The following is a 23,907-nucleotide window of genomic DNA, read 5'->3' as shown; positions in this document are numbered from 1 at the left end:
CCATGAGCAGAAGAAATTTCCTGAAACAAGCAGGTTTAACCACTGGAGGATTACTTTTCCAACATTCAGTATTAAAAGCTGTTACCCCGATATTTGCTGCCGATAAAATTAATATTGCGGTAATTGGCTGCGGCGATCGTGGTAATGGGCTGATCCATGTATTACACGAGCTTCCTGAATTATATCGTGTTAAAGCCATTTGCGATGTACTTGACTTCCGTTTAGAAAAAGCTAAGAAGTTAGCGCCTGAAGCAACACCATATAAGGATTACCGTAAACTGCTGGAGCAAAAAGGTGTCGATGCGGTGATCATTTCTGTGCCTTTAAATGGGCACTTCCAAATCAGTAAAGATGCCTTGCAGGCAGGTAAACATATATACCTGGAAAAAACCATGACCTATAACCGCCAGGAGGCAATAGAATTGGTCAACCTGATGCGCAACAAACCAAAGCAGATCTTACAGGTTGGTCACCAGTACCGCTACACACCACTTTATTACAAGGTAAAGGAGATGATTGGTAGTGGATATTTAGGGCAGGTGACAAACATCGATTGCCGCTGGGATAGAAATGGCACCTGGCGCCGTCCGGTACACGATCCTGCACTGGAAAGACAAATCAACTGGCGCATGTACACCGAATATTCCGGAGGTTTACCTGCAGAGCTCTTGTCACACCAGATTGACTTTGTTAACTGGGCTTTTGATACCCATGTTGATGAAGTACAAGGCACGGGTGGGGTAGATTTTTATAAAGACGGCCGCGAAACCTGTGATAATGTACAATCTATTTTGCGTTTTAACAAAGCGGGCATGATCGGTAGTTTTGGTGCTACCTGTGCTAATCGCCATGATGGCTACTTATTTAAGTTCCGTGGTTCAAAAGGTACAGTGTCTTTACTGATGGATGAAGGGATTTATTATCCGGAAGAGGAAACTCGTAAAGCGATGCAGGAAACTGTAGATGGCGTAACCGGAGCCACCAAAATTACCTGGAACAAAGATGGAGGTACTCCAATACTCACCGGCCCGTTGAAAGACGGGTCCTGGTATGCCATGAAGGACTTCCATCAATGTGTAAGTACTTTGCAGTTGCCGAGTTCAAATGTGTATACCGGAGCACGGACTGCCATTACAGTTGATATGATTAATACCGCGATTACCAATCAAACCTTGGAAAGCTGGAAACCAGCCTATGACTTAGTGGCGCCTTAATAAGGTGTTTGCCGCATGGGAGGCGACCACTAAACCACCAAAAAGCATGATCACATCTTTGATGACCAGTCGCCCCGCACCACTAAGGTAAGGGAAACCATAGTGCTCGCCACCCAGGGCGGGCACATAGACCTCAGGTGTGGTAATGAGGAAACTTAGTGTAACCAATGACATGATAAAAGTGAGTAATCCACCAATCACAGCGAGAATAGGGTTCCAAATGCCCAACAGGGTAATAATACCGATAAAGATAATTACGGCTCCTAATCCATAGGAGAAAAGGTAAGTATGGTTGGCTTCGTGCCAGCTTATATTCTTAGGCACCAATTCTCCTTCTTTATTTTTGTAGTCTTTGTATTCAGGTGATGGTTTACCGAGAAAAAAACTCATTACCGGGCTATTAGCAACAAAAGGAATGATGCCCTCGGCTTCATAAGGGAAAGCCTTTAAGCCACCAATCCAGGCCATGACAATGAATATAGCTATTTGTAAACCAGCGATAAACAGGCGTTGGCTCTGCGCCAGGCTTTGTATAAGAAGTTTCATCGTTTTTTCCATGATGCAAAACTACCGTATGCGCAGTGGAGTCAAATGGATAAAGCTGCTTAGGTGATGGATAAATCTGCCATGATGGATATACCCACCTGTTTACGAAATTCGGTAGGTGACACGTTAGTGTATTTTTTAAAATACCGACTAAAGTAATGCTGGTCGTCGAAATTCATGAGCGAGGCGATTTCCTTACTACTTTTATGAGAGAGGTGTAATAGCTTTTTGGCTTCCAGGATCACCCTTTCCTGGATGAGTTTAGAAGGCGATTTGCGGTAGTATTTAGTAACTTGTTTGGTGAAATGATTTGGTGTCATTGCCAAAGCCTGTGCGTAAAACATAGGGGTGCGTTGACTAATAAAGTTTTCTTCCAATAAGGTTCTGAATGTAGCGAGGGGAAGGGCATGCTCCGGTACCTCCGATTCTTGTGTTAACCTCTTAATTCTGCTGGCCATGGCTAGAATCAATTGCAGGTAAGTTTTTAACACAGGTTCCGTGTGAGGCAATTGACGGGCAGTTTCCATAGCTATCTTTTGAAAAATTGCTGGGATTTCATGGTCTGAAAGTTCAATAAATGGCTGCTGGTAAATATTATTAAACAATAGACCATTGCAGGCTACTTCTTGTTTATGGTATTCAATGCAATAGAAATCACCATGGAAAGCCAGTTTTTCAATGGGCGCAATAGTGGTTCCAGTAAGTCTAACTTGTTGGTATGGTGTTAAAAACAAGGCCAGGTGGCCATCAAAAGTATAATCTACCTCATCCACGTAAATTGTGCCGTTTCCGTTAAGCAGGAAGATGTGGTACAAGGGAGAAGCGTAATATTGACTATAGGCGGTGATATCCGTTTTTTGCAGGTGGAGGAAGTGGGCTAGGGTAGTCATGTTGGGTGTTTTAGAAGGTAAATCCCACGTTTAGGTTGATGGCACCAACCGGTTCTTTAAAATATAGTAATTCTTAATATATTGATTATGACCTTGTTCTAGTCAGCATCCAATAACAATAAATACTTGTCAATATATTCGTTTCTGGACTTCATTTTATATTGTTGTATGTACCGCGGGTGTTCCAGGGTAATTAGCTGATCGAATAGCTTTTCTGTTTTATTGATCTTTTTGATGAACATTTCATTTCTTTTACCCAGTATGAACACTTTTTTGGTGTCTAAGCCAAAGGCGATCTGCATGCTAAGCATTTTATCATAAATGGTTTCACTGCTTCAAATAATGCGTTATCGTCATAATAATTGGCATTGAGCCATTTATGTTGCGCACTAGCTTCAACAATGGCCAAAGGGAAAGGTGAATTGATATAAAACCTGCTGTAAAATTTGTCAACCCCACCATATTGTTCCATCATATCGTACATAAATACTGATGAAATCTCATGGGAAGAAACCGTGTGCATTTGGATACCGCAAACTTTATCCAGTCTTTTTGTATCGGTAAACGGAACACCTGTCAAGCCTGCCCCATGACGGCTCGGATTAATACCAACAATAAATTTTCGGATGTTATGATCACTGTAAAATTTCAAGTAGAATTGTTCCATGGCCACTATGGCTTCGGCATTTTCGCTAAAGGGATTAAGTACGCCAAAACCCGGAGGTAACGGGCCGCTAAAATTAAGTTTCTTGTTAAAGCATATTACCTGTTCTGCTATAGATGTCATATTTGATAGTTACCTTCTTAATTTTATTATACAGGATTTTCAATAGGTTTGAGGTCCATAAAAATAGCTATTAAATTATTACCTTGATCGATTATTTTATTTATCCAACATTAATAATCAAATGGAATACAAGTTTAGAAAAGCTACAATTACAGATCTTACCTCAATATGGGAAATATTGCAACAAGCTATCATTAGAAGAAGGGAAGACGGTAGCAACCAATGGCAGGATGGTTACCCCAATGTTAATGTGGTAGAAAACGATATTGTACAAGGTGTTGGTTTTGTATTAGATAACGAAGATACCATAGCAGGTTATTGTGCAGTGTTAACAAATGATGAACCTGCCTATGCAAACATTCAAGGCGAATGGTTAACACAGGGAGATTTTGTTGTCATACACCGTGTAGCCATTGCCGAACAATACCTAGGTAAAGGTTTAGCACAGAAAATAATGGCAAGCATAGAAGCATATGCCATCAGTAACCATATCTACAGCATCAAGGCAGATACAAATTTTGACAACTTTGCAATGATGATGATTTTTGAAAAACTGGGTTATACGTATTGTGGTGAGGTTTACTTTAGAAATAGTCCCAGAAGAGCGTATGAAAAAGTGTTGACGACCGCTTCGTAAAACAAGGGCATTTTTACTACCTTAAATATTACCTGTTATATGCATCAATAGCCTTTTCAAGATTTCCCATACCAGAATTATTACTGGAATACGCTCCATATGCCAAGCCAGCACCAACTCCAAAAAGCCCGATACTTAACGCCATATTGCCGGTATTCTTCTTAAAACCCGCATTTCCAGGAAAGGACCCACTACTCGCCTGGTGGAGATCGTTTTTTCCGCTAACAAGAAAAGTTGCCAGGGCAGCCACAACAGAAGCCCCTGCAGCGATGTATAATTTTTGGCCTGTTTTTACACGCTTCCTGTAATTCTCTAAGAAAGCCATGCTTTCCGCATGATCTGCCATATCTACCCTTAAATTATTATAATTGGTCTTTTTCAAGTCGCCATATCCTTTGTTGTAAAATGTATTAATTTCACGCGCATTGTTTAGCTCACTGTAGTGATCTGTAAGCGTACGATAAGGTCGTTCCTGGTATAAGTTTACTCTTCCCTCCATAATTCGTTCCGCAAGTCCATCGTGTTGCCATATGCCAATACCTTTCAAATTGGCAAAAAAGCCTTCGTCATTTTTGAAGAATTTAACCTGACGTAATGTTACAGGTTTCGAATCAACCCTCAGTTGCAAGGAATTAAAAAAGTCGTAGCGGAGCCTGATGTTTTTGCCATACACTACTGAATCTGAATAGAAGTAAACAAAGTTTCTAGATTCATCTATCTGGGCTTTTACATTTGAATACGCACAAGTGAGTAGGGTAAGGGCAAGGAGCAGTTTATTCATACTGATGATTTTATTAAATGTAGCGCTTGTGATCCTCATTTTCAATAACTGTAATAGAAATATGACACCTAAATGCTGAATAATAACTGATGAATCTTAAATAGTCAAATAAAATTGCAATCGGTTGCGTTATCAATAAAATGCTTATATTCAGCTTTTAGAAACCAATTAAATCTTTGTATGAGAAAACTATTATTTCTTGTGTTAGCGTTGTTAAGTATGCACGCTTCGGCTCAAATTACTTTTACTAATCCTGTATTATCAGGGTTTTATCCAGATCCAAGTGTTACCCGCGTAGGTACAGATTATTATCTCGTAAACTCCACATTCTCTTACTTTCCTGGGATTCCTGTATTTCACAGTAAGGACTTAAAAAACTGGAAACAAATTGGCAATGTTATTGACCGTCCTTCACAAATGAATTTCTTAGGCGACGGAACCTCCAGAGGCCTTTTTGCACCTTCCATTTATTTTAACAAGGGTACTTATTATGTAACCTGTACCAATATTGATCGCAAGGGAAATTTTGTGGTTACCGCTAAAAATCCTGCAGGTCCTTGGAGCGATCCGGTATACCTTACAGATGTGAAGGGCATTGACCCTTCTTTGTTTTTCGATACAGATAATAAGGCTTACATCATTTATAACAGCGATGCACCAGATCGTAAACCTTTATATGATGGACACCGCACCATCCGCATGTATGAATTTGATGCAGAAAACCTGAAAGTTAAGGGCGAAGAAATGCTTATGGTTAATGGGGGGGTAGACATTAGTACCAAACCGGTGTGGATCGAAGGACCGCATTTATTCAAAAGGGGCGACTGGTATTATATCTGCGCGGCAGAAGGAGGGACCTCGGTAAACCACTCCCAAGTGATTTTAAGAAGTAAATCGCCTACCGGACCTTTTATTCCTTATGATAAAAATCCAATTCTAACACAACGCCACCTTGATCCTAACCGTCCGAATCCTATCACATCGGCTGGCCATGCGGAATTGGTTGACGGACCTGATGGTAAAACTTACGCCATTTTTCTAGCCGTACGCCCTTACGAAGGAGATTACTACAACACCGGTCGGGAGACTTTTATAGCACCAGTAACCTGGACCGACGGCTGGCCAATCATCAATCCTGGTATTGAAGAGATACAATACAAGTACACTGCTGATTTTAAAGAGGTTAAACAACCGGGTACCCCACCGCAAAGTGGAGCTTTTAAATACAGACTCAGCTTTGATAAAAAGCTTGATCCGGCATTGTTATTTTTAAGAACCCATGACCCAAGTTGGTATACTTTAGGAAAAAAACAAGGGCTGACCATGAAATTATTGCCAGAAACGGTAATGGGATTAGCCCAGCCTGCTTTCATTGGTAAACGCCAGCAACACTTGTATTCATCGGCTTCCACCGTGGTAGATTTTAAAGCGACCATCGATAAGGAACAAGCAGGTTTATTGGCCTTCCAAAATGAGAAACATTTCTACTATTTATGTAAATCACTTGTCAACAACAAAACTGTGGTACAGTTATTTCGTGGGCCCGGCAAAGCTGAAAAACAAGAACTATTGGCTGAGCAAGAATTAGCCAGTACCACATCGCCTCTTTACTTGCGTATCGATGCCAAAGGTGGTAAGTATAACTTCCTGTTTGCAGAGAAAGTCGGCGACTGGAAAGTATTGAAGGATAATGTAGATGCTAAATTTATAAGCACCAAAGAAGCAGGTGGTTTCATTGGGGTGCTATTTGCCCTTTATGCCACATCAAATGGGGAAACTACAAATAACCAGGCATCGTTTAAATGGCTGGACTACGAAGGTAATTAACCTTTAGTTTCCCTGTTTTTTAAACCGTAGGCTATGCCTACCATAATTAACAATGCCGCACAAACGGTAAGTGCCATGGGTAAAGAAAAGTGGAAAGCTAAAAACCCAAGTAATGCGGGTCCTGCCAGCTGACCAGCATAGCCCATGGTACTTATTACCGGTATAGCTACCGTAGCAGGGATATTCCGGATTCGGCCACCCTCACTAAAAAATACCGGCACAATGTTGGCCGTTCCAATACCGACCAGCACAAATCCTATCAATGCAGCCGGCATCCAGGTGCTTAATACGGCAAACAATAAACCAGCAGCGGCAATCATAGAACCACCAAAAACAATGGTCACACTGCTCAACCTGGATACAATTCTATCACCGAGTAACCTCATGGTGGCCATGGCTACAGAAAAGGCCGCATAGCCAATACCAGCAAATTCAGCGTTAACGCCCCTGTTATCGCGTAGAAAAATAGCGCTCCAGTCGAGCATGGCGCCTTCAGAAAGGAATACAGCAAAACACATTAATCCAAGAAAAATAATGCTGCCTTTTAACCAGCTAATTTTATTGTGCTTTTCTTCAGTTACAGGCTCCGTAAATTCTAAAACCAATTCTTTTTCCCTTTTAGCAGAATATAGCGATCCATAATTTGCACTTACGATTAAAATTAACAGTGCGGCAATGCATACTGCAGCAGCAATTGGGTTTAGTCCTAATTTAATGAGCAAACCCAAACCAAGTGCACCAAACAAACCACCTACACTAAAAAGTCCGTGAAGCGATGACATAATGGGACGGCCAGAGCTGTTTTGCACCTGAACCCCATGGCTGTTCATGGCCACATCTACAGTGCCTACAGCGCAGCCAAAGATAAACAGTGCTAGCGCCATGAGAGGTATGGAGGTGAGAAGGACTAGGAAAGGCAGGCAGGTAGCCATTACAATAGCCGAGATGATCATGACAATACGGGTGCCAAAACGATGTGATAGTACCCCGCAAATGGGCATCATTACAATTGCACCGCCACCTAAAAGCAGCAAAAGTAGACCAAGATTGGCATCGTTTAGGCCTAAACGATCTTTTGTTAAAGGAACCATGGGTGCCCAGCTCGAAATGCCTAATCCACATACTAAAAATATTGCTTTTGTTGCCTTTCTGGCTTTTACCGTCTGATTATCCATAAACTAAAATCTTCATTGCCACTTTCTGCTGTTAAAATAAGCACTTTCTGTTGCTATTTGGTAAGAATTTTGAACCTAAGCTTCTTTTACCATATTTTACACAAGGCGGTTAAAAAAGAATGCTTTTTGATTTATATAAGTATACTTAGTATTCATTTGAATTTGTAGTGACCAAAAAAGGCCGCATCATTTTTAAATGATACAGCCTTAATAGCTTTAAAACGATATAATTTCTATTTTTTTAAGGGTTCAATCAACTTGATGCTGCCATCAGCCTGGTGTTCTAAAGGTGCCACTTTCACGTTTCTCAAATGTGTTTTGTTTGATAATTGGGTATCATGGTAAAATAAATACCATTTACCCTTTACTTCTGCAATCGAGTGGTGGGTAGTCCAACCCTGTACAGGGTTCATAAATTTATCCTGATAGGTAAATGGACCCATCGGACTATTGCCTATGGCATAGGCCAGGTAATGCGTATCACCAGTGGAGTAGGTAAAGTAGTATTTATCGTTGTATTTATGTACCCATGAAGCCTCAAAAAAGCGTCTGTCGTGGTCTTTCGTTAATATTTCCTTACCCTCTTTGGTGAGTATTTTGACTTCCTTCACCGGACCATCAAAGCTTAACATGTCCTTGCTCATTTTTGCTACCCTAGGTGCTAAAGCGGTTTCATCTTCTTTCTGGGAATCTGTTTTAGAACCATTCGGGTCATACTTGCCGTCGTTCCAGCGCTGCAATTGACCACCCCATATGCCACCAAAGTACATATAGCTGTTTCCGTCGGTATCGGTAAATACTGCCGGATCCATGCTGTAACTTCCTTCAATTGGTTTAGGCTCTGCTTTAAAAGGACCTGTTGGTGTTTTTGCCGTGGCCACACCAATTCTGAACACATCATTTTTATCTTTTGCGGGGAAATAAAGGTAGTAGGTTCCATTTTTATAGGCGGCATCAGGTGCCCACATTTGGCGGCCAGCCCATGGAACATCTTTCACCGATAGCGCCACACCATGGTCCGTCGCTTTTCCGGTGACACTGTCCATAGACAACACACGGTAGTCGTTCATATCGAAATGGTCGCCCATATCGTTCTCAGGTGTTCCCGCATCAATATCATGCGATGGGTAGATGTAAATCTTGCCGTCAAAAACATGTGCAGAGGGGTCAGCGGTGTAAATTTCTTCAATGACAGGATCAGACAGGTATTTGCTGGTCGCGGTAGAATCCGTTGATTCCTGTCCTGCAGTTTGCTTGTCGCTTTGCTGACAAGCCGTGGTGGCCATGGCAACCAAAAGTAGCATGGCGGGCGTTTTTAGTTTTTTCATTAGTATTTAAATTTTAATTTAGGTATGGAAACGATCATCATTATTGCATGTTAGCGCTTAAAGCTTATGAAGGTTTCATTCATGGTTATTTTTGGTTTACAAATGTTTCTTGTGGACCTAAAAAGCTTGGTTTTAAGCCACCCATGTCCAATGCCAATTTCTGCAGCACAACACCAGGATTAACCATCCAGTATTTAATGGTGTGTTTTCCAGGTTTATCTATTTTAAGGGTGGTTTTAAATATTTTAATGTTATCGGCCACCGATCTGCGCCACGCTTCTTCGGTTTTATAATCACTGCTGATATTCACAATCACCGGTTCCTGGTCATCAATTGATACGGCAAACTTCAGTCCGTCGCTATTGGTGAAATCAATGGTTGGTGAAATGTAACTGTGAAGGTTAAAATCGCCATTATCATGCGTGTAAATCGTGTATTCCAGGTGTGGTGTAGTTGCCGATAAGGTCTGTGGACTACTTGTTACGGGAACAGTCATCACGCCATCTTTAGTTTTTCCATAACCAGGTATCACTTTCCAAAATATAGGCCTGTTGTCTACCTTTTTGCTGAAATGTGCTGCTTCCATAGCGATATAACCATCTTTCTGGACAAAACCAGTCACCTTGTTATCGCTAAACCTACGGTTGTCTATCGTTACTGGCATAGTAGTTTTTGTACCATCGTTTCCCGTTACCACAATTGATGTATTGGTTTTACCTTTTGGCGCTTTTGCCCAGTTTACGCTAAACTCAATACGTTCCTGCGTGCTAATTTCACCGCTTTTTGTGCTTGGAATTAAATAGCCTGGGCTTTTGACTGTGTATTTGATGTTACCGGTTCCTTTATTAAACACCTCCAGGTATGAGGTAGCTTGGTGGTAATAATCAAATACAGGTAAGGCCTTCTCATTACCTTCTACATAAACACCCATGGCAGGTTTTGTAGCCACCGTAATGGTTTCCGTTTTAGGGATGGAGTTTTGCTCAGGTTGTTGCCAATAGGTATATCCAATATGGGTCTGATCCATCATATGGTCCCATTTTCCATTAGCCATTACCTTGTTATAATAGTTGGTAATGTCTTCATCCTTTTGGTAAAGCGCTTTCACCTGTTCTGCCAGTTCGTTGGTTGTATTGCGCTGTTGTTTAGCGTACATTCTGTTTTTGGCCACGGCGAAATACAGTTCATTTAAATTTCCTGCCGCCTGAATAGGGTGGAGCACCAATTGGTAATAGGCGTCCTTTTGGTTAGCCGGGAGTTTGCTGTTAATAAATTCTGCCTGTACCAGCAAACTTTTGAAGTCTGCAACCACCGTCTCAAATTCCTTATAGTGGTTTAAGCTATACGTATCAGCATCCAGTAACTCTGGTTTAATCCGTCCGTTATACTTTAAGGTCAGGTCAATTAAACGTGCGATATCACTGGCATAAGTGCTTCCAAACTGTTTTTTTGCCCAGTTAATGGTGTATTGCTGTAGTTTTTCCGCTGGCAGCGCATCGGGTGCCCAGGCATAGTCAAGAAAGAATTCAATTGGGAATTCCATCGGCTTCAAATCACCAACGTTCACAATCCACACCTGGTTAGCATCATATTCATAGGCCAGGTTCATTTGCTCCCAAGTTTTCTGGATTGGGTTGGTGTTTATCCACTTGTAATTTCTAGGGTCACCTACATAATCAAAATGGTAGTAAATACCATAACCGCCGCTTCTTGGTGCTTCGCCCAATTTCGGTAACTTTCTGATGTTACCCCAGTTGTCATCCGCCAACAATAATGTTACATCATCGGGTACACGCATGCCCTTGTCGTAATATTCCTGTACCTCCTTATATAAAGCCCAGATCTGAGGTGTTTGGTCAGCAGGCTTTTTAGTTACTTTCTCAATGATGCTACGTTGGTCTTTCACTATCCTTTCCAGTAAGCTGGTGGCAGTTCCTTCGGTCATGGGCTCATCGCCATCGCCACGCATGCCCACAGAAAGAATCACTTCTTTATCGGCTACCCGTTGTAAGCCAGTTTCCCAGAATTCCCTCAGTTGCTTTTCGTTTTGCTCATAATTCCATTTCCCACCTTTATACCGGCGCCATTCATCATGTGCACGTGTTAGAGGCTCATGGTGTGAAGTTCCTACCACCACACCATACTCGTCAGCAAGTACCGGATTCATCGGGTCATCTGCAATGAATGCATTGCCCCACATGGCTGGCCAGAGGTAATTTCCTTTTAAACGAAGGATCAGTTCAAATATATGCGTGTAAAACTTGTGGTTGAAACCACCGAATGTTTTATTGGCCCAACCTGATAGGGCAGGCGCCTCATCGTTAAGGAATATACCCCGGTATTTTACTGCTGGCGAAGCAATCACATGGCGACCAGCGGTTATAAACAGTGATTCACTCTTTTTAACGGGTACATCTGCCCAATAATGCCAGGGCGAAACGCCGATCTGGTACGATAATTCATAAATACCGAAAATGGTTCCGCGTTTATCGCTTCCAGCAATTACCAATGCACTGTCTACACCTGGGAAGGGGTTGGCTACCACTTGTAGGAGTGTGCTTTCCCACTTTCCCGCTATGCCGGCAACCTGTATTTTCTTCTCGCTGATCAACTGGTCAATCACCTCGCTATGACCAATGGTGCCTATAATAACCATGCGTTGTTTTGAATTTGCTTTAAGCAGCGCTGATTTTAAACCGGTAACCAGTTCCAGGTCTTTCAAAAGGTTTTTTGCAGCGTGCATGACGCCTATAAAATCGTTGTCACTAACCAATAAACCGCTAACCTTACCGTTCTTAGCTAAGGTAAAACTGCCAGGACTATAGGTTTTTGCGACAAAAGGATCTGCACCGGCCGCATAGCTGCCAAGTGTGCCCGTGACAAGCAGGAGGAGGATCAGTAATTTCTTCATACGTTAATAATTTGGTTTAATAATATTTGGTGGTCGTGTTCTATTTTGGGCTCACGCTTGCGAATGCGCTTTTAAAAGTTGACAACAGCCCAAAAGGCTTTTTTCGGCTGAAGTTTAGTATCAAAGAGCAGAGGATAGTTTTTTCTGCCACTCACTGGATACTCATCCAACCAGGAATAACGGTCAGAAATATTCCAGAACGTCACATTGGTAATGACATCTTTGTACTCCCTGAAGATCTTAAAGACAAGCCCATAACGATCTGCCTGCTGTTGTTCCAGTTCTGGTGTTAATATGGCGGATTCACCTGGTTTACGTGCTCTTTTGTTTTTCTCCCAGGGGTAAATAGAAAGATCGAGTTCCGTAAACTGTATTTTTAGTCCGAGAGAAGCATAACGTTCTATGGCTGCACGCAGGTTTTCAGCAGAGGGTTCCTGTAAAGACCAATGTGCTTGAAGGCCTACACCATGAATTGGCACTCCCTTATCAATCATTCTTTTTAATAAAGTATAAATCCTATCTCTTTTTTCTGGAAACTCAGTATTGTAATCGTTGTAAAATAACTGTGCATCAGGGTCAGCAGCATGTGCGTATTCAAAAGCTTTAATGATAAAGTCGTCGCCGAGGATCTGGTACCATGGCGACTGCCGCAAAGATTTAGTTGGATCGTCGTCGATGGCTTCGTTTATCACATCCCAGGCGTAAATTTTACCTTTATAGCGGCTTACCACGGTGGTGATGTGGTCTTTTAAACGTTGAAGCAACACTGTTTTACTTACCGTTTTTCCATCTTTACCAATAAACATCCATTTAGGTGTTTGTTCGTGCCAACTTAAGTTATGTCCCCGCATTTTAAATCCATTTTGCATGGCGAAATCGACGATTGCATCAGCATCTTTCCAGTAAAATTTACCTTCTACCGGTTGGATAGGCCCCATTTTCATCGCGTTTTCTGCAGTGATGCTGTTAAACTGTTTTTTAATCAGCTTGGCTTCATCGCCAGTTAAATTTCTGGCACCTACGGCAACACCAATGGGAAAATAGTCTTGGTACACCTCTTTTAACGCTGGCTGTGAAAAAGCGAGGTAGGGCAGGCCCACCGATATGCAGAGGGTTAACAAAAAAGAGCTTTTTTTGGTCAGGTTTAGGAACATATTTGGTTAGGTTACGGTTACAGGTTTAAAATCCGATGGAATTCCCTCCATCGACTGGCATCACGATACCAGTTACATATTTTGAGGCTTTGCTACATAAGTAATAGACCGCTTCTGCCACATCTTCAGGTTCACCCATTTTGCCCATCGGGGTTCTGGAGAACACTTTGTTTTTACGCTCTGGATCTGCATCCAATGCTTTTGCAGACATAGCTGTTTTAATAAATCCTGGTGCCACACAATTGATGCGGATTCCCATTGGCGATAACTCTGTTGCCATAGCCCGGGTCATGCCTTCAATTCCAGATTTAGCTGCAGAATAGGCAATTACTTTAGGTATGCCATATTGTGAGGCCATGGAACTAATATTTACAACTGCACCGCTTTCAACTTTAACCATGTGTTTAATGGTTTCGCGGCTAATGGCAAAAACAGCATAAAGGTTAGTTTCTATTATACGTGCAAAATCTTCATCTGTAACTTCCAAAAATGGTTTTTTCATGTTGATGCCGGCATTGTTAACCAGAATATCTACCTGTTGATGTTCGGCCACAATGCCGTCTACTAAGGCAGGTATACCTGCCAGTTGCTGTAGGTCGTAAACACGGTAGCTGCATAATTCGCCAAGTTCTGTCGCTGCCGATTTGAGGTTAGCTTCATTGCGGCCAATCATAACCACATGGATGCCTTCCTGCACTAATTTCCTGGTAATGGCTAACCCTAATCCTGCGGCACCGCCTGTAACGATGGCTATTTGCTTATTCATATATCTTATTTATCTTTTTTTCTTAAAGAGGAGGCCCTGATCACCAGGTCAGAATTTAAGGTCACCGTACTGGTAAAACTGGAATCGCCATCGTCATCTAAACGATTAAGTATTATCCTGGCAATGGTTTCGCCCATTTCGTTACCAGGGTAATTGATGGTCGTGATGGCTGGTTCGGTAACCTGAGAGATCAAATCATTATTAAAACCTACAATAGCAATGTCTTTTGGTACTTTGAGTCCCGCTTGTTTTAATATGGTCAGGGCATAGGCTGCGGCCGAATCGTTGGTAATGAAAAGTCCGTCAGGCAGTTTTTTTCGCTTTAATACCTCGTTGATGGTGTCTTGAACGGCTTGTTCAGAAAGGTCGTTTGAGAAGAACAAACTTGGATCAAAGTCCAGCTGCCGTTCTTCTAATGCTTTTTTGTACCCTTCAAAACGGTCTTTATATACATTGCGGGTAATGTTACCTGTAATATGCATGATTTCCTTACATCCCTGGTCTAGCAAATGACTCGTCGCCTGATAGCCGGCTTTAAAATTGTCGATCAATACCTTGGTGGCATCGATTTCTTTAGCAATACGATCGAAAAATACAATGGGGATATTCTTTTTAATGAAGGTGTCAAAGTGACTAAAATCCTTTGTATCGGAAGAAAGGGAAACAATTAAACCATCAACACGACTGTTAAACATGGTGGTGGTATTGGTGCGTTCTTTTGCTTCCTGTTCAAAAGACTGTGCGATAATAAGGTTATACCCTGCGTTGTTAACAATTTTTTCAATCCCAGAGAGGACGGAGGACATAAAAAGACTGTTAAGGCGGGGCACAATGACACCTATGGTATGTGTGTGTTGTTTTCGTAAATTACTGGCAAATTTATTAGAACGGTAACCCAGTTCTGTTGCCAGGTCGAATATTTTCTTTTTCGTTTCTTTGTTAATGGCCGGGTGATCAGAAAGCCCCCTGCTAACGGTAGCTGCCGAAATGTTTAATTTCTGAGCAAGATCGTATATGGTGATTTCTTTATTTCTCATTTGATGTGTTGTACTTGTTGCAGCAAGTTAAGGTAAATATTATTAAAATGCAATCGGTTGCATTAAAATTATATTTATAGAGATTGTGCACACATCAGACTAAAGTGCCAGCAGATTCGTTTGATAGGTATTGAAAGATTAAAAATTTTAAAAAAGATATTTAGTTCCTATACGAGTAGTTTATTAACTATTATCTGTGGCTCTTGATTGATTTTTGATGATTTAATAAGGTCGGACGGTATTTTGGTAAGTATTGCGGATGAATTACAAGCCTTTTTTGAAATTAAGTGTTAAATTTTTGTTAAATATTCTACGTGTATTTTGTACACTAAGAAATAATTACCATATTTGTACTATCAAACATCAGGGGAGCCTGATTAACAGTTAATGTTTATGTCTGCTTTGAGTTGCGGTATAAAGGTTGAAACCTTTCCAAGCTTAAAGAGAATTAAGAAAAACCCGTTCATACAGGTTTATATTTGGTTAGAATAGGGATGTGCGTGGATGCGGCACCCCTTTCTTTTTTTAGGGCCATTTGTATATTCGAAACTACCCGCTTCTCCTTTTTCAAAACCTCCTGTCCGTTTTACGTGTTAAGTAAGATCATTACACGATCTTTAACTCCTCGCGATATGAATCCCGTACACATATTTGGCAAAGAAATAATTGACGATAAAACCATTAAGCAGCTTCAAAATTGTTTATTAGAAGATTCTATCGGCGTTTTAACTGCCGATGGTCATTATGGTTATAACCATCCCATTGGTGGTGCCATTGCCTATAAGAACCATGTATCAGTATCAGGTGTTGGTTTTGATATTGGTTGTGGCAACAAAGCTGTGCGCACTAATCTAACCCTCCGGGATATCAACATCACCAAAGTCATGGATGATATTCAGCGCAGGATCTCCTTCGGCGTTGGCCGGAAAAACAATGAACGTGTCGATCATGAAGTTCTGGCTAAGATAAGCGAACATCCTTTAAAGCACCTATCGGCCATGGCAAAATTAGCGAGTGATCAATTGGGTACTGTTGGATCAGGTAATCATTTTGTCGACCTAATGCGCGATGAAGAAGGTTATATCTGGGTGGCCAATCATTTTGGCTCCAGAGGTTTCGGTCACAAAATAGCCTCGGGATACATGGCCATGGCGGCTGGAAAGAAGTGGGGCGAAAGACACCAGGAGGGAAGTATGGATGGAAAACCAATACTACTTCCTCTAAATCAGTCATTAGGTCAAGAATATTGGGAGGCCATGACATTGGCAGGTGCTTATGCCTATGCCGGACGTGATCTTGTGATCGATAAGGTCCTGGAAATTTTAGGGAACCCTGAAGTTTCCTTAGTCATTCATAACCATCACAACTTCGCCTGGAAAGAAACCCACTTTGATGAAGATTATTATGTGGCCAGAAAAGGGTGTACGCCAGCGTTTCCTGGACAACTTGGTTTTATTGGTGCCAATATGCGCGATCAATCTGTTGTGGTGCGTGGCCTGGAGTCGCCAGTTTCTGCAAAGGGATTATATTCTACCGTTCATGGTGCTGGCCGGGTAATGTCAAGAACGCAGGCTGCAGGGAAGAAAAAGTGGGTTTTCGATAAAAAAGCTGGCCGAAAAGTACCAACTATGGTTGGTGGGGGTTGTGTTAATTTTGCTGATACACAACAAGAAATGCGTGACCTTAATATCCAGCTTCGCGGGGCAGGTGCCGATGAATCGCCTCAATGTTATAAAAAGCTAACCGAAGTGTTGGAATACCAGGGAATCGGGCAAACTATTGAAGTCATTACTAAACTTACTCCAATTGGAGTGGCCATGGCTGGCGATGAATTTGATCCTTATAAAGACTAGCCTCAAGAACAGAAGCACCACTAAATAATTGGTGCATTTAAATGGCATTCTTAATGCCGTTCAAATGTTAAATTATTGCCACATAGTTATCATATTGCCGGGTAAGGAAATTGTTACAGTATCCATTACAGAGGTTAATATTTATTTGACTTATATTCCGTGAATTAAATAATTAACCTCTATGAAAAAAATAATACTTCAAGCATTAGTAGTCACCATCATGATAAGTTCTTTAAGTTCTTGTGCTACTGTTTTTGGTGGAAAAGTAACGCAGGCGCAACGCACACCTCCTAAGGCAGGCGAGCCAACCAGACCCATTCGCGCTGTAGCATTAATTGCTGATATTGTACTTTTCTGGCCTGGATTGATTGTAGATTTTGCTACAGGTGCAATTTACAAACCTGAAGGTAATGGAACCGTAACTACTGAGGAAGTGGGTACGAAAACTGTTACTACAACCGTTACAACAGTGACCACAGCTCAATAAACGACTATTTTTTGATGGCAACAAGCCCGGCTGGAAAGCCGGGCCTGTTGTTTTAACTAAGTAATCATTAAACTCACAGCCGCAAATGCTGTATCACAAAGCCCAAATTCTCCACGCCAGACATCCGCTCCGCATCTGGATCAATGTCAATTTCCTCCAGTACCAGTTTGGTACTTCTTTCATCGGTATAACTATCAATAGCTTCAGGCATGGTCATACCCGTTAATGTTTCAATCAGCGACACATTCACCTGATAGGTAGCCGCATCATCAAATTGCATAAACAAGTCTTTTTCTGCAAACTTTCTGGCAAGACCCTTTACAATGCCACTGTCAATCAACAGCCTGTTTTGGCTCATCATAAATCCTACCCGGTGCAGTTTCCCATCCGCTTTCGGGTAAACCACTACCTTCCAGAATAAAATGGGTAGCTGAATGGTGTCGCCCAGGATGGGCGTTACAAAAAAAGGATTATTGCTCGATAATACTGGACCGCTGAATACACACACCCGTATAGCATTATTTACAGTTTCGGTGTGAAGGATATAATCCTCCAAACTCAGCCAGATATCTTGATTCAAGTCTGCATGTTGTGGTACTGCGTTAGTATAATAAAATGTAGTATCGGCTGCGCTGCGTGCAAGGGCAATCGTTTCTCCCCATTGCACATCCTCCCTTTTGGTGAGGTGCCCCTTGTCGAAATCGCTTTTTGCAGCCAGGTAGAGTTCTTTTCCCCATTGCTCATCAGCATTAATTCTCGGGTCTTTACGCCAATTATCAGTTCGTGGGACTTTTTTGAATAATTTACCGTCAATGTTCGTGGCTGTAAAAAATGGAAATTTATGTATTGCAGATAACTGAATACTATAGTTTATATAATGAAGGAGTGGCTCCTTAAGGTCGATGGTGTTTACCACATCTTCCAGTTGTTCGCTATTTAATTGCGGAACATCTACTGTTGCCATTCCAGACCCAGCGTTTAAAAAATTACGGTTATACCCATTATACAGCTTTTCCCTAATCATACCCTAAGCTAATCAATAATTTAGCTGTAACACAGCTTAAAACAATATGTTCCATCTAACTGTCTTCAGTGCTTTTCATTTTTCTGGCCACCCCTTAACCTGAACAATAATTAATGTAATTAGGAAATTAACCCACCTTAAATCTGAACCTTTTTAGAAATAATCACTGAGGTCTTCTTAGCGTGATTAAGTTCAGGTTTGATCCCTGATGGGTTGCTGATATTGTATTTCCGATTGTCAACTATAAGGTAATTAAGCCGGGTGTGAATGGCTTGTCGAAAATTGCAAGGGGCTGTTCAATGCTGACCGCTAAGAAAAAACAGCTGCACACTGTTTCCTAGGTATAAGGGCTTTCGAAGGGCCTTAGAAGGGGGTTAGAAGGGCCTTTGAAGGGCCTTAAAACGGCTATGGCCGTCTAAACACCCTTATAACCCCGTCTTAACGGGCAGTTAACGACCGTTTAACTGGCGTTCCCACTATGGATATACATTAGAAAATTTATGTTCAAGGCACAAAAAAACCTGCAACCATGGATATGGTGCAGGTTTATCGAACCAAACATTTAGATCTAACCAAATATCTAAAATAGTAGGCTTACGCCTTGACGTCAAGGATGGATTCGAACCATCGTAACGGGTTTTGCAGACCCATACCTAACCACTCGGCCACATGACTATAAATGTTTATTAGACAAATATAGTAATAAAAATAAAGACTACTAATTTTATAGACTTTATTTTTTAACTATTTTTAAGTCGCAGCTGGAGTATTCTTTACGGTTTACCACGTTGATGTTGATGATCTTGCTACCTATTGTCCAGCTGTAAGCTGTATTGGACTGGTCTTTTTTCAGGTTCTGGTAGGCTGGAGCACCAGACCCTTGGTGTGGTTCACCGTATTTTTTTGCCACCAGGTCTTTTAAAATTTCCACCTGAGGAAGTAACTCCGCTTCATAGCGGTCCTGATGGATAAAATCCCCGGTCATGTTCAGTTCATTGAGTTTATCAAGATCAAACTTGCCGCTTAAATCAGAAAACAAGTAACCCCCGATGGCATAGGTAGTTTGGTGCTCATTATGATCTAAAGTTGCCATAAATGCCTGTTCTTCTTTGTCAAATTCCTTTTTGCTGATTCCAAAATTGATGTTACCAATCACTTTAATTTCATCTTCTTCAGAAAAATTCGCAGTAGAAGTAGTGTCTTTAATGTTCACGCTATCGGCTGCAGCTGTAGTGTCCGAAGATTTAGGATCGTTTGTACAAGCCATAAATAGCGCAACGACTAAGCAGATGGGTAATAATAGGCTGTGTTTTTTCATGAGTAGTAAATTTATTTTTACAGGTATAAGCGATCGTGCGCCATAAACCATTGCTGCTGTTTACTAGAAGCTCATGAACTTCTCATGGCTTCCATTATTTTATTTTTGGGCTAATATCAGCATAATAGTTCTATAAAATTAATTCAACTTTAACGCCTTTATGTGTTAAACATTGTTTTTTTAATCCTCCAGATCACTTTGATCTGCCTATTTTTTCGAAATAAAAATTACCTATATATACCAGTATAAATTTATAGTTATAAGTATTCTGCAATCGGTTGCCGCTAAATTTGACTTTATGCATCGAATTTGATAGAGAAAGATGTCCATGCAAGCGTTAAAATCCTGAAAACATCTGGATATGAGTTAATTCATATCTATCGTAAAATAGATAAAAGTAATTTCCATCAATGAAAACTGGAATGTCTTATCAGCCATTCATAAGTGAGTATGTTAATGTTGGTAATCAATTGTTAATGTGAGTCTTAATTGCTAATGTATTAAATATTCTAGTCTAGCTTATACTTATCCTCATAATTTACATGGTGTTGCTATCACCTGCATGAGCAAACTATTGAACCAAAGGGGAGGTGTTGATCTTAAATATCTTTCATGATATAGGTGGTGCCAGGGGATATACTGTCGATTAAGACTCTCCTGACAAACAGGATTTTATAAGCTTGAGCAGCTTAAATAAAAAATAAATAAAAAGTTTTATGCAATCGGTTGCAAATAACATTTTTAATTTCTACTTTTATTTTAACCAAATATCGATAAGTTCTGAACTGCCCTGCCAGGGGTGGTGCATAACTGGAAGATTTATTTAAAACTGCCGCATGAAGCAGCAAGCTAAATTGAATTTTTTATGAGAAAACCTGAACGAAAAAAAACCTTTGCCTGCGCGGTTTTGCAGTGGCTACCACCTTAATGAAGCTTGCCTGAATGATCAACATTTAAAATTCAGTTACGACTTTAATTTATAATCAAACAAACCAATATAAACCTTTACTAACCTACTTAAATGTAAGCTTATGCAAATGACAGTTTACTCGAAAAAAAAGGTAACGAGATTTAGCGGGTTCGCCTTCAATAGTGCTTTCACTCTTGCGCTGGTAACCCTGCTAACATTTTTTTCCCTGTCGCTTTATGCGCAAAACATTAACATTTCCGGTAAAATTATAGACGCTACCGGTCTAGCTGTACCAGGTGCTACCATTAGGGTAAAAGGTACCACAAATGGAGTGACTACGGACGTTAACGGAAATTTTCAGATTTCTGCTGCCGGAAACGCCACTTTACAGGTGTCCTCCATCGGTTTTATCAGTCAGGAATTACCAGTGAATAACCGCACACGTTTTGCTATTACGCTTTCGGGCGATACCCAAAACTTGCAGGATGTAGTGGTTGTAGGTTACGGTAACCAACGCAGAGAAGCTGTAACAGGCTCCGTAGCTTCGGTTAGTGGAGCTACTTTAAATGAAATACCAGCGGCAAACATAGGTCAGGCCTTACAAGGCCGGGTTGCGGGTGTACAATTAGCGCAAACTTCAACAAAGCCAGGTGCAACCATGCAGATCCGTATCCGCGGTACGCGTTCCATTAATGCAGAAAATGATCCATTAATTGTTCTGGACGGAATTCCTTTCGGTGGTACCATTGCCGACATCAGTCCTGATGACATTAAAAGTTTAGACATCCTTAAAGATGCCTCTGCAACCGCTATTTACGGTTCACGTGGTGCCAATGGAGTTATATTAATCACCACCAGAAAAGGTAACAAAGGTCAGGAACCACAAGTTGCTTACAGTGGTTACTTTGGTATTAAAGACGTGATGAAATACCCAATGATGCAGGCAGATTCCTACATTAAATTGAGGGCCAGAGCAGGATTAAACATGAATCCAGGAGCTGATGAAGACGCAACAGGGGCTACCAACACTGACTGGCAAGATTTGTTTTACAGAGAAGCGATGGTTCAAAACCATGATTTAAGTGTAACCGGTGGATCTGCTAAAGGAAGCTACAAATTTGGTGCAGGTTATTATAAAGACGAAGCACCCATTCCTTTGTCTCAATATAACCGTATTTCGGTGCGAGGATCACTTGATCAGGAAATAGGCAAGCTTTTACGCATTGGTTTCACCACCAACAACAATTATAGCATTACTGATGGTTCTAGCATTGGTATGTATGGAGTGCTTAGTATGTCGCCTTTGGCTAAACCTTACAATGAAGACGGTACCATAAAACGTACTTTGGCTATGCCACAGGATAACCAGTGGGTTTATACAAAAGAAACGCTAGAGGCGCTTGGTGATCGTTATATTAACAGAACAAAAGACTTCGGGTCTTATAACTCTGCCTATGCAGAATTGAAAATTCCGGGTATAGATGGCTTAAAATACCGCTTAAATCTTGGTGGTAACTTTCGAAATAGTAATTCCGGAAGTTATACAGGAGTTGGTGTGTTCAGCCCGGATGCATCTAATCCGAATACAGCATCTATTGCTAATGCATATACTACCCAATGGACCATAGAAAATTTGCTTACTTACGACAAAACTATCGAGAAGCATAACTTCAATGTGGTTGCTCTTTATTCATCTGAACAAACTAGCTATAACCGTTCATCAATAGGCAGAAGAAACCTTGCTGGCGATAGTTTTCAGTACTTTAATTTAGGACAAACTTCATCGGGAAGTAATGACGATATTTCTATCGACCCGGGACAGCAAGGCTATTACGAAAGTGGTTTGAATTCTGTAATGGGTCGTTTGATGTATTCTTACGATGACCGTTATATGATCAGTGCTACCTTCCGTAGTGATGGTTCTTCAAGATTAGCTGAAGGTTATAAATGGAACAGCTATCCTGCGGTATCCGTAGGATGGAACATTGCAAAAGAATCGTTTATGCAAAACGTTGGCTGGATTAACTCTTTAAAACTTCGTGCAGGTTACGGAGAAACTTCTAACCAGTCTGTTTCACCATATGCCACACTTGGACAATTAAGTGTTAGGCCTTACAACTTCGGTTCTACCAATGCTAATGGGTACTATGTAACCCAATTGCCTAACCCTAACCTGGGCTGGGAATATTCAAAAACGCAAAACATTGGTTTAGACTTCTCCTTGTTTAATAACCGCTTAACGGGTACTGCCGAGGCATATATTACTAAAACAAGCGACCTTTTACTTAGCGTAGGTTTACCTTCCACTTCAGGAGTAAGCAGTTATACCGGAAACGTAGGTTCTACGCAGAATAAAGGATTCGAGGTTTCCCTGAACGGTGTAATCATTGACAATAAAAATGGTTGGACTTGGGAAGCAGGTGTTAATTTATACCGTAATTTAAATGAAGTAACTAGTCTTGCTTCAGGACAGATGCGTGATGAAAGTAACTGGCTATTTGTTGGTCAGCCACTAAATGTGATCTATGATTTTCAAAATATCGGAATCTGGCAGGCAGATGAAGCTGCTGCGGTTACGCAATATGAAGGTAGTGGTGGTCAGGTGGGTATGATCAAGGTGCTTTATACGGGTGAATTCAATGCTGATGGATCACCTACACGTGTTATTGGCGCTGCTGATAGACAAGTAATCAATGCTGACCCAAAATTTCAAGGCGGTGTTAACACCCGTGTTGGTTATAAAGGGCTGGACTTAACCATAATTGGTGCTTTCCAAAATGGAGGTGTTTTAAATAGTACGCTTTATGGTTCAAATGGTTACCTGAACTTGTTAGACGGACGTCGCGGACAGATTGATGTAGATTTCTGGACACCAGAAAATACAGGTGCAAGATTCCCTGATCCTAAAGGACCTAAAAACAGTAACAACCCTAAATATGGTTCTACCTTAGGTTATTTTGATGCCTCTTATCTAAAAATCCGTACCATTTCTCTAGGTTATAATATAACCGGCAATTGGGTGGAAAAAGCTGGAATGAGCAGATTACGTGTATATGCTACTGCACAAAATCCATTCGTACTCTTCTCTCCATATTACAAACAATCGAAAATGGATCCTGAACCTAACACCTATGCAAATGATGGTGCAAACATGGCGGTTTCATATGATTATGGACAGAGAAGAATGTTGACCGTAGGTTACAATACACCTTCAACACGCAATTATCTATTAGGAATTAACGTAACATTTTAAAATATACGA

Annotated in this window: 19 protein-coding genes and 1 tRNA gene; 6 read left to right on the top strand and 14 right to left on the bottom strand. The window is 41.0% G+C overall.

What is annotated here, in order from left to right; all coding sequences use genetic code 11:
* The first annotated feature begins 2 nt into the window (after positions 1–2).
* Positions 3–1,214 carry a Gfo/Idh/MocA family protein gene (locus IWX76_RS12040; protein WP_196860182.1) on the top strand — a complete coding sequence of 404 codons (1,212 nt, stop codon included), beginning with the start codon at positions 3–5 and terminating at the stop codon, positions 1,212–1,214.
* Here the strand turns inward: IWX76_RS12040 and IWX76_RS12035 are convergent.
* The 4 genes from IWX76_RS12035 to IWX76_RS12025 all read right to left on the bottom strand — a co-directional run bounded on the left by IWX76_RS12035 (position 1,200) and on the right by IWX76_RS12025 (position 3,437).
* Positions 1,200–1,760 (bottom strand): DUF417 family protein, encoded by a 561-nt coding sequence (locus IWX76_RS12035; protein WP_334641849.1) that lies wholly within the window; start codon positions 1,758–1,760, stop codon positions 1,200–1,202. The two genes, IWX76_RS12040 and IWX76_RS12035, sit on opposite strands and share 15 nt — an antisense overlap.
* A gap of 59 nt (positions 1,761–1,819) precedes the next feature.
* Positions 1,820–2,650, bottom strand: a complete 831-nt coding sequence (locus tag IWX76_RS12030; RefSeq protein ID WP_196860180.1) for a helix-turn-helix domain-containing protein — start codon at positions 2,648–2,650, stop codon at positions 1,820–1,822.
* Positions 2,651–2,748: 98 nt separating this feature from the next.
* Positions 2,749–2,952, bottom strand: coding sequence for a hypothetical protein (locus IWX76_RS18085; RefSeq protein ID WP_334641848.1), 204 nt, complete (start codon positions 2,950–2,952; stop codon positions 2,749–2,751).
* Positions 2,931–3,437, bottom strand: a complete 507-nt coding sequence (locus IWX76_RS12025; RefSeq protein ID WP_334641846.1) for a uracil-DNA glycosylase family protein — start codon at positions 3,435–3,437, stop codon at positions 2,931–2,933. Before IWX76_RS12025 ends, IWX76_RS18085 begins: the two co-directional genes overlap by 22 nt.
* Positions 3,438–3,558: 121 nt before the next feature.
* Here IWX76_RS12025 and IWX76_RS12020 point away from each other — a divergent pair, with 121 nt between their 5' ends.
* Positions 3,559–4,074, top strand: a complete 516-nt coding sequence (locus IWX76_RS12020) for a GNAT family N-acetyltransferase (protein ID WP_196860179.1) — start codon at positions 3,559–3,561, stop codon at positions 4,072–4,074.
* Positions 4,075–4,102: 28 nt separating this feature from the next.
* On the opposite strand, the gene IWX76_RS12015 is transcribed toward IWX76_RS12020, so the two are convergent.
* Positions 4,103–4,855, bottom strand: a complete 753-nt coding sequence (locus tag IWX76_RS12015) for a hypothetical protein (RefSeq protein ID WP_196860178.1) — start codon at positions 4,853–4,855, stop codon at positions 4,103–4,105.
* Positions 4,856–5,035: 180 nt separating this feature from the next.
* Here IWX76_RS12015 and IWX76_RS12010 point away from each other — a divergent pair, with 180 nt between their 5' ends.
* Complete coding sequence (locus IWX76_RS12010) at positions 5,036–6,682, top strand: glycoside hydrolase family 43 protein (RefSeq protein WP_196860177.1); 1,647 nt, start codon at positions 5,036–5,038, stop codon at positions 6,680–6,682.
* Here the strand turns inward: IWX76_RS12010 and IWX76_RS12005 are convergent.
* The 6 genes from IWX76_RS12005 to IWX76_RS11980 form a co-directional block, all read right to left on the bottom strand.
* Positions 6,679–7,857 (bottom strand): MFS transporter, encoded by a 1,179-nt coding sequence (locus IWX76_RS12005; RefSeq protein WP_196860176.1) that lies wholly within the window; start codon positions 7,855–7,857, stop codon positions 6,679–6,681. The two genes, IWX76_RS12010 and IWX76_RS12005, sit on opposite strands and share 4 nt — an antisense overlap.
* 233 nt (positions 7,858–8,090) lie before the next feature.
* Positions 8,091–9,185 (bottom strand): glycoside hydrolase family 43 protein, encoded by a 1,095-nt coding sequence (locus tag IWX76_RS12000; RefSeq protein WP_334641843.1) that lies wholly within the window; start codon positions 9,183–9,185, stop codon positions 8,091–8,093.
* 85 nt (positions 9,186–9,270) lie between these two features.
* Positions 9,271–12,096, bottom strand: a complete 2,826-nt coding sequence (locus IWX76_RS11995) for a glycosyl hydrolase 115 family protein (protein WP_196860175.1) — start codon at positions 12,094–12,096, stop codon at positions 9,271–9,273.
* A 71-nt stretch (positions 12,097–12,167) separates the two neighbouring features.
* Positions 12,168–13,250 carry an endo-1,4-beta-xylanase gene (locus IWX76_RS11990; protein WP_196860174.1) on the bottom strand — a complete coding sequence of 361 codons (1,083 nt, stop codon included), beginning with the start codon at positions 13,248–13,250 and terminating at the stop codon, positions 12,168–12,170.
* A 25-nt stretch (positions 13,251–13,275) separates the two neighbouring features.
* Complete coding sequence (locus IWX76_RS11985) at positions 13,276–14,016, bottom strand: SDR family NAD(P)-dependent oxidoreductase (RefSeq protein ID WP_196860173.1); 741 nt, start codon at positions 14,014–14,016, stop codon at positions 13,276–13,278.
* A gap of 5 nt (positions 14,017–14,021) precedes the next feature.
* Entirely contained in the window at positions 14,022–15,053 is a 1,032-nt protein-coding gene (locus IWX76_RS11980) for a LacI family DNA-binding transcriptional regulator (RefSeq protein WP_196860172.1), read from the bottom strand.
* A 632-nt stretch (positions 15,054–15,685) separates the two neighbouring features.
* On the opposite strand from IWX76_RS11980, the gene IWX76_RS11975 reads away from it, so the two are divergent.
* Positions 15,686–16,906: an RtcB family protein gene (locus tag IWX76_RS11975; RefSeq protein ID WP_196860171.1), complete on the top strand. Its 1,221-nt coding sequence runs from the start codon at positions 15,686–15,688 to the stop codon at positions 16,904–16,906.
* Positions 16,907–17,087: 181 nt separating this feature from the next.
* Positions 17,088–17,393, top strand: a complete 306-nt coding sequence (locus IWX76_RS11970) for a hypothetical protein (protein ID WP_196860170.1) — start codon at positions 17,088–17,090, stop codon at positions 17,391–17,393.
* 73 nt (positions 17,394–17,466) lie between these two features.
* Here the strand turns inward: IWX76_RS11970 and IWX76_RS11965 are convergent, their stop codons facing one another.
* From IWX76_RS11965 to IWX76_RS11955, 3 genes are all read right to left on the bottom strand, one after another.
* On the bottom strand, positions 17,467–18,357 hold the full coding sequence (locus tag IWX76_RS11965; protein WP_196860169.1) for a DNA/RNA non-specific endonuclease: 891 nt from the start codon (positions 18,355–18,357) through the stop codon (positions 17,467–17,469).
* Positions 18,358–19,021: 664 nt separating this feature from the next.
* A tRNA-Cys gene (locus tag IWX76_RS11960) sits at positions 19,022–19,092 on the bottom strand.
* 58 nt (positions 19,093–19,150) lie between these two features.
* Positions 19,151–19,735 carry a hypothetical protein gene (locus IWX76_RS11955; protein WP_196860168.1) on the bottom strand — a complete coding sequence of 195 codons (585 nt, stop codon included), beginning with the start codon at positions 19,733–19,735 and terminating at the stop codon, positions 19,151–19,153.
* A 1,031-nt stretch (positions 19,736–20,766) separates the two neighbouring features.
* Here IWX76_RS11955 and IWX76_RS11950 point away from each other — a divergent pair.
* The gene (locus IWX76_RS11950; RefSeq protein WP_196860167.1) at positions 20,767–23,898 is read left to right on the top strand and encodes a SusC/RagA family TonB-linked outer membrane protein; all 3,132 of its coding nucleotides are present in this window, start codon (positions 20,767–20,769) and stop codon (positions 23,896–23,898) included.
* Positions 23,899–23,907 lie beyond the last annotated feature (9 nt).

Source organism: Pedobacter sp. CAN_A7 (assembly GCF_015752175.1).
Taxonomy (GTDB): domain Bacteria; phylum Bacteroidota; class Bacteroidia; order Sphingobacteriales; family Sphingobacteriaceae; genus Pedobacter.
Note: the sequence above shows the minus strand (reverse complement) of the source record. Positions and strands in the feature narration are given on the sequence as shown.

Coding starts and splice junctions, on each gene's coding strand:
- IWX76_RS12040 (WP_196860182.1), top strand. CDS start 3: ATGAGCAGAAGAAATTTCCTGAAACAAGCAGGTTTAACCACTGGAGGA.
- IWX76_RS12035 (WP_334641849.1), bottom strand. CDS start 1,760: ATGAAACTTCTTATACAAAGCCTGGCGCAGAGCCAACGCCTGTTTATC.
- IWX76_RS12030 (WP_196860180.1), bottom strand. CDS start 2,650: ATGACTACCCTAGCCCACTTCCTCCACCTGCAAAAAACGGATATCACC.
- IWX76_RS18085 (WP_334641848.1), bottom strand. CDS start 2,952: ATGCAGATCGCCTTTGGCTTAGACACCAAAAAAGTGTTCATACTGGGT.
- IWX76_RS12025 (WP_334641846.1), bottom strand. CDS start 3,437: ATGACATCTATAGCAGAACAGGTAATATGCTTTAACAAGAAACTTAAT.
- IWX76_RS12020 (WP_196860179.1), top strand. CDS start 3,559: ATGGAATACAAGTTTAGAAAAGCTACAATTACAGATCTTACCTCAATA.
- IWX76_RS12015 (WP_196860178.1), bottom strand. CDS start 4,855: ATGAATAAACTGCTCCTTGCCCTTACCCTACTCACTTGTGCGTATTCA.
- IWX76_RS12010 (WP_196860177.1), top strand. CDS start 5,036: ATGAGAAAACTATTATTTCTTGTGTTAGCGTTGTTAAGTATGCACGCT.
- IWX76_RS12005 (WP_196860176.1), bottom strand. CDS start 7,857: ATGGATAATCAGACGGTAAAAGCCAGAAAGGCAACAAAAGCAATATTT.
- IWX76_RS12000 (WP_334641843.1), bottom strand. CDS start 9,185: ATGAAAAAACTAAAAACGCCCGCCATGCTACTTTTGGTTGCCATGGCC.
- IWX76_RS11995 (WP_196860175.1), bottom strand. CDS start 12,096: ATGAAGAAATTACTGATCCTCCTCCTGCTTGTCACGGGCACACTTGGC.
- IWX76_RS11990 (WP_196860174.1), bottom strand. CDS start 13,250: ATGTTCCTAAACCTGACCAAAAAAAGCTCTTTTTTGTTAACCCTCTGC.
- IWX76_RS11985 (WP_196860173.1), bottom strand. CDS start 14,016: ATGAATAAGCAAATAGCCATCGTTACAGGCGGTGCCGCAGGATTAGGG.
- IWX76_RS11980 (WP_196860172.1), bottom strand. CDS start 15,053: ATGAGAAATAAAGAAATCACCATATACGATCTTGCTCAGAAATTAAAC.
- IWX76_RS11975 (WP_196860171.1), top strand. CDS start 15,686: ATGAATCCCGTACACATATTTGGCAAAGAAATAATTGACGATAAAACC.
- IWX76_RS11970 (WP_196860170.1), top strand. CDS start 17,088: ATGAAAAAAATAATACTTCAAGCATTAGTAGTCACCATCATGATAAGT.
- IWX76_RS11965 (WP_196860169.1), bottom strand. CDS start 18,357: ATGGCAACAGTAGATGTTCCGCAATTAAATAGCGAACAACTGGAAGAT.
- IWX76_RS11955 (WP_196860168.1), bottom strand. CDS start 19,735: ATGAAAAAACACAGCCTATTATTACCCATCTGCTTAGTCGTTGCGCTA.
- IWX76_RS11950 (WP_196860167.1), top strand. CDS start 20,767: ATGCAAATGACAGTTTACTCGAAAAAAAAGGTAACGAGATTTAGCGGG.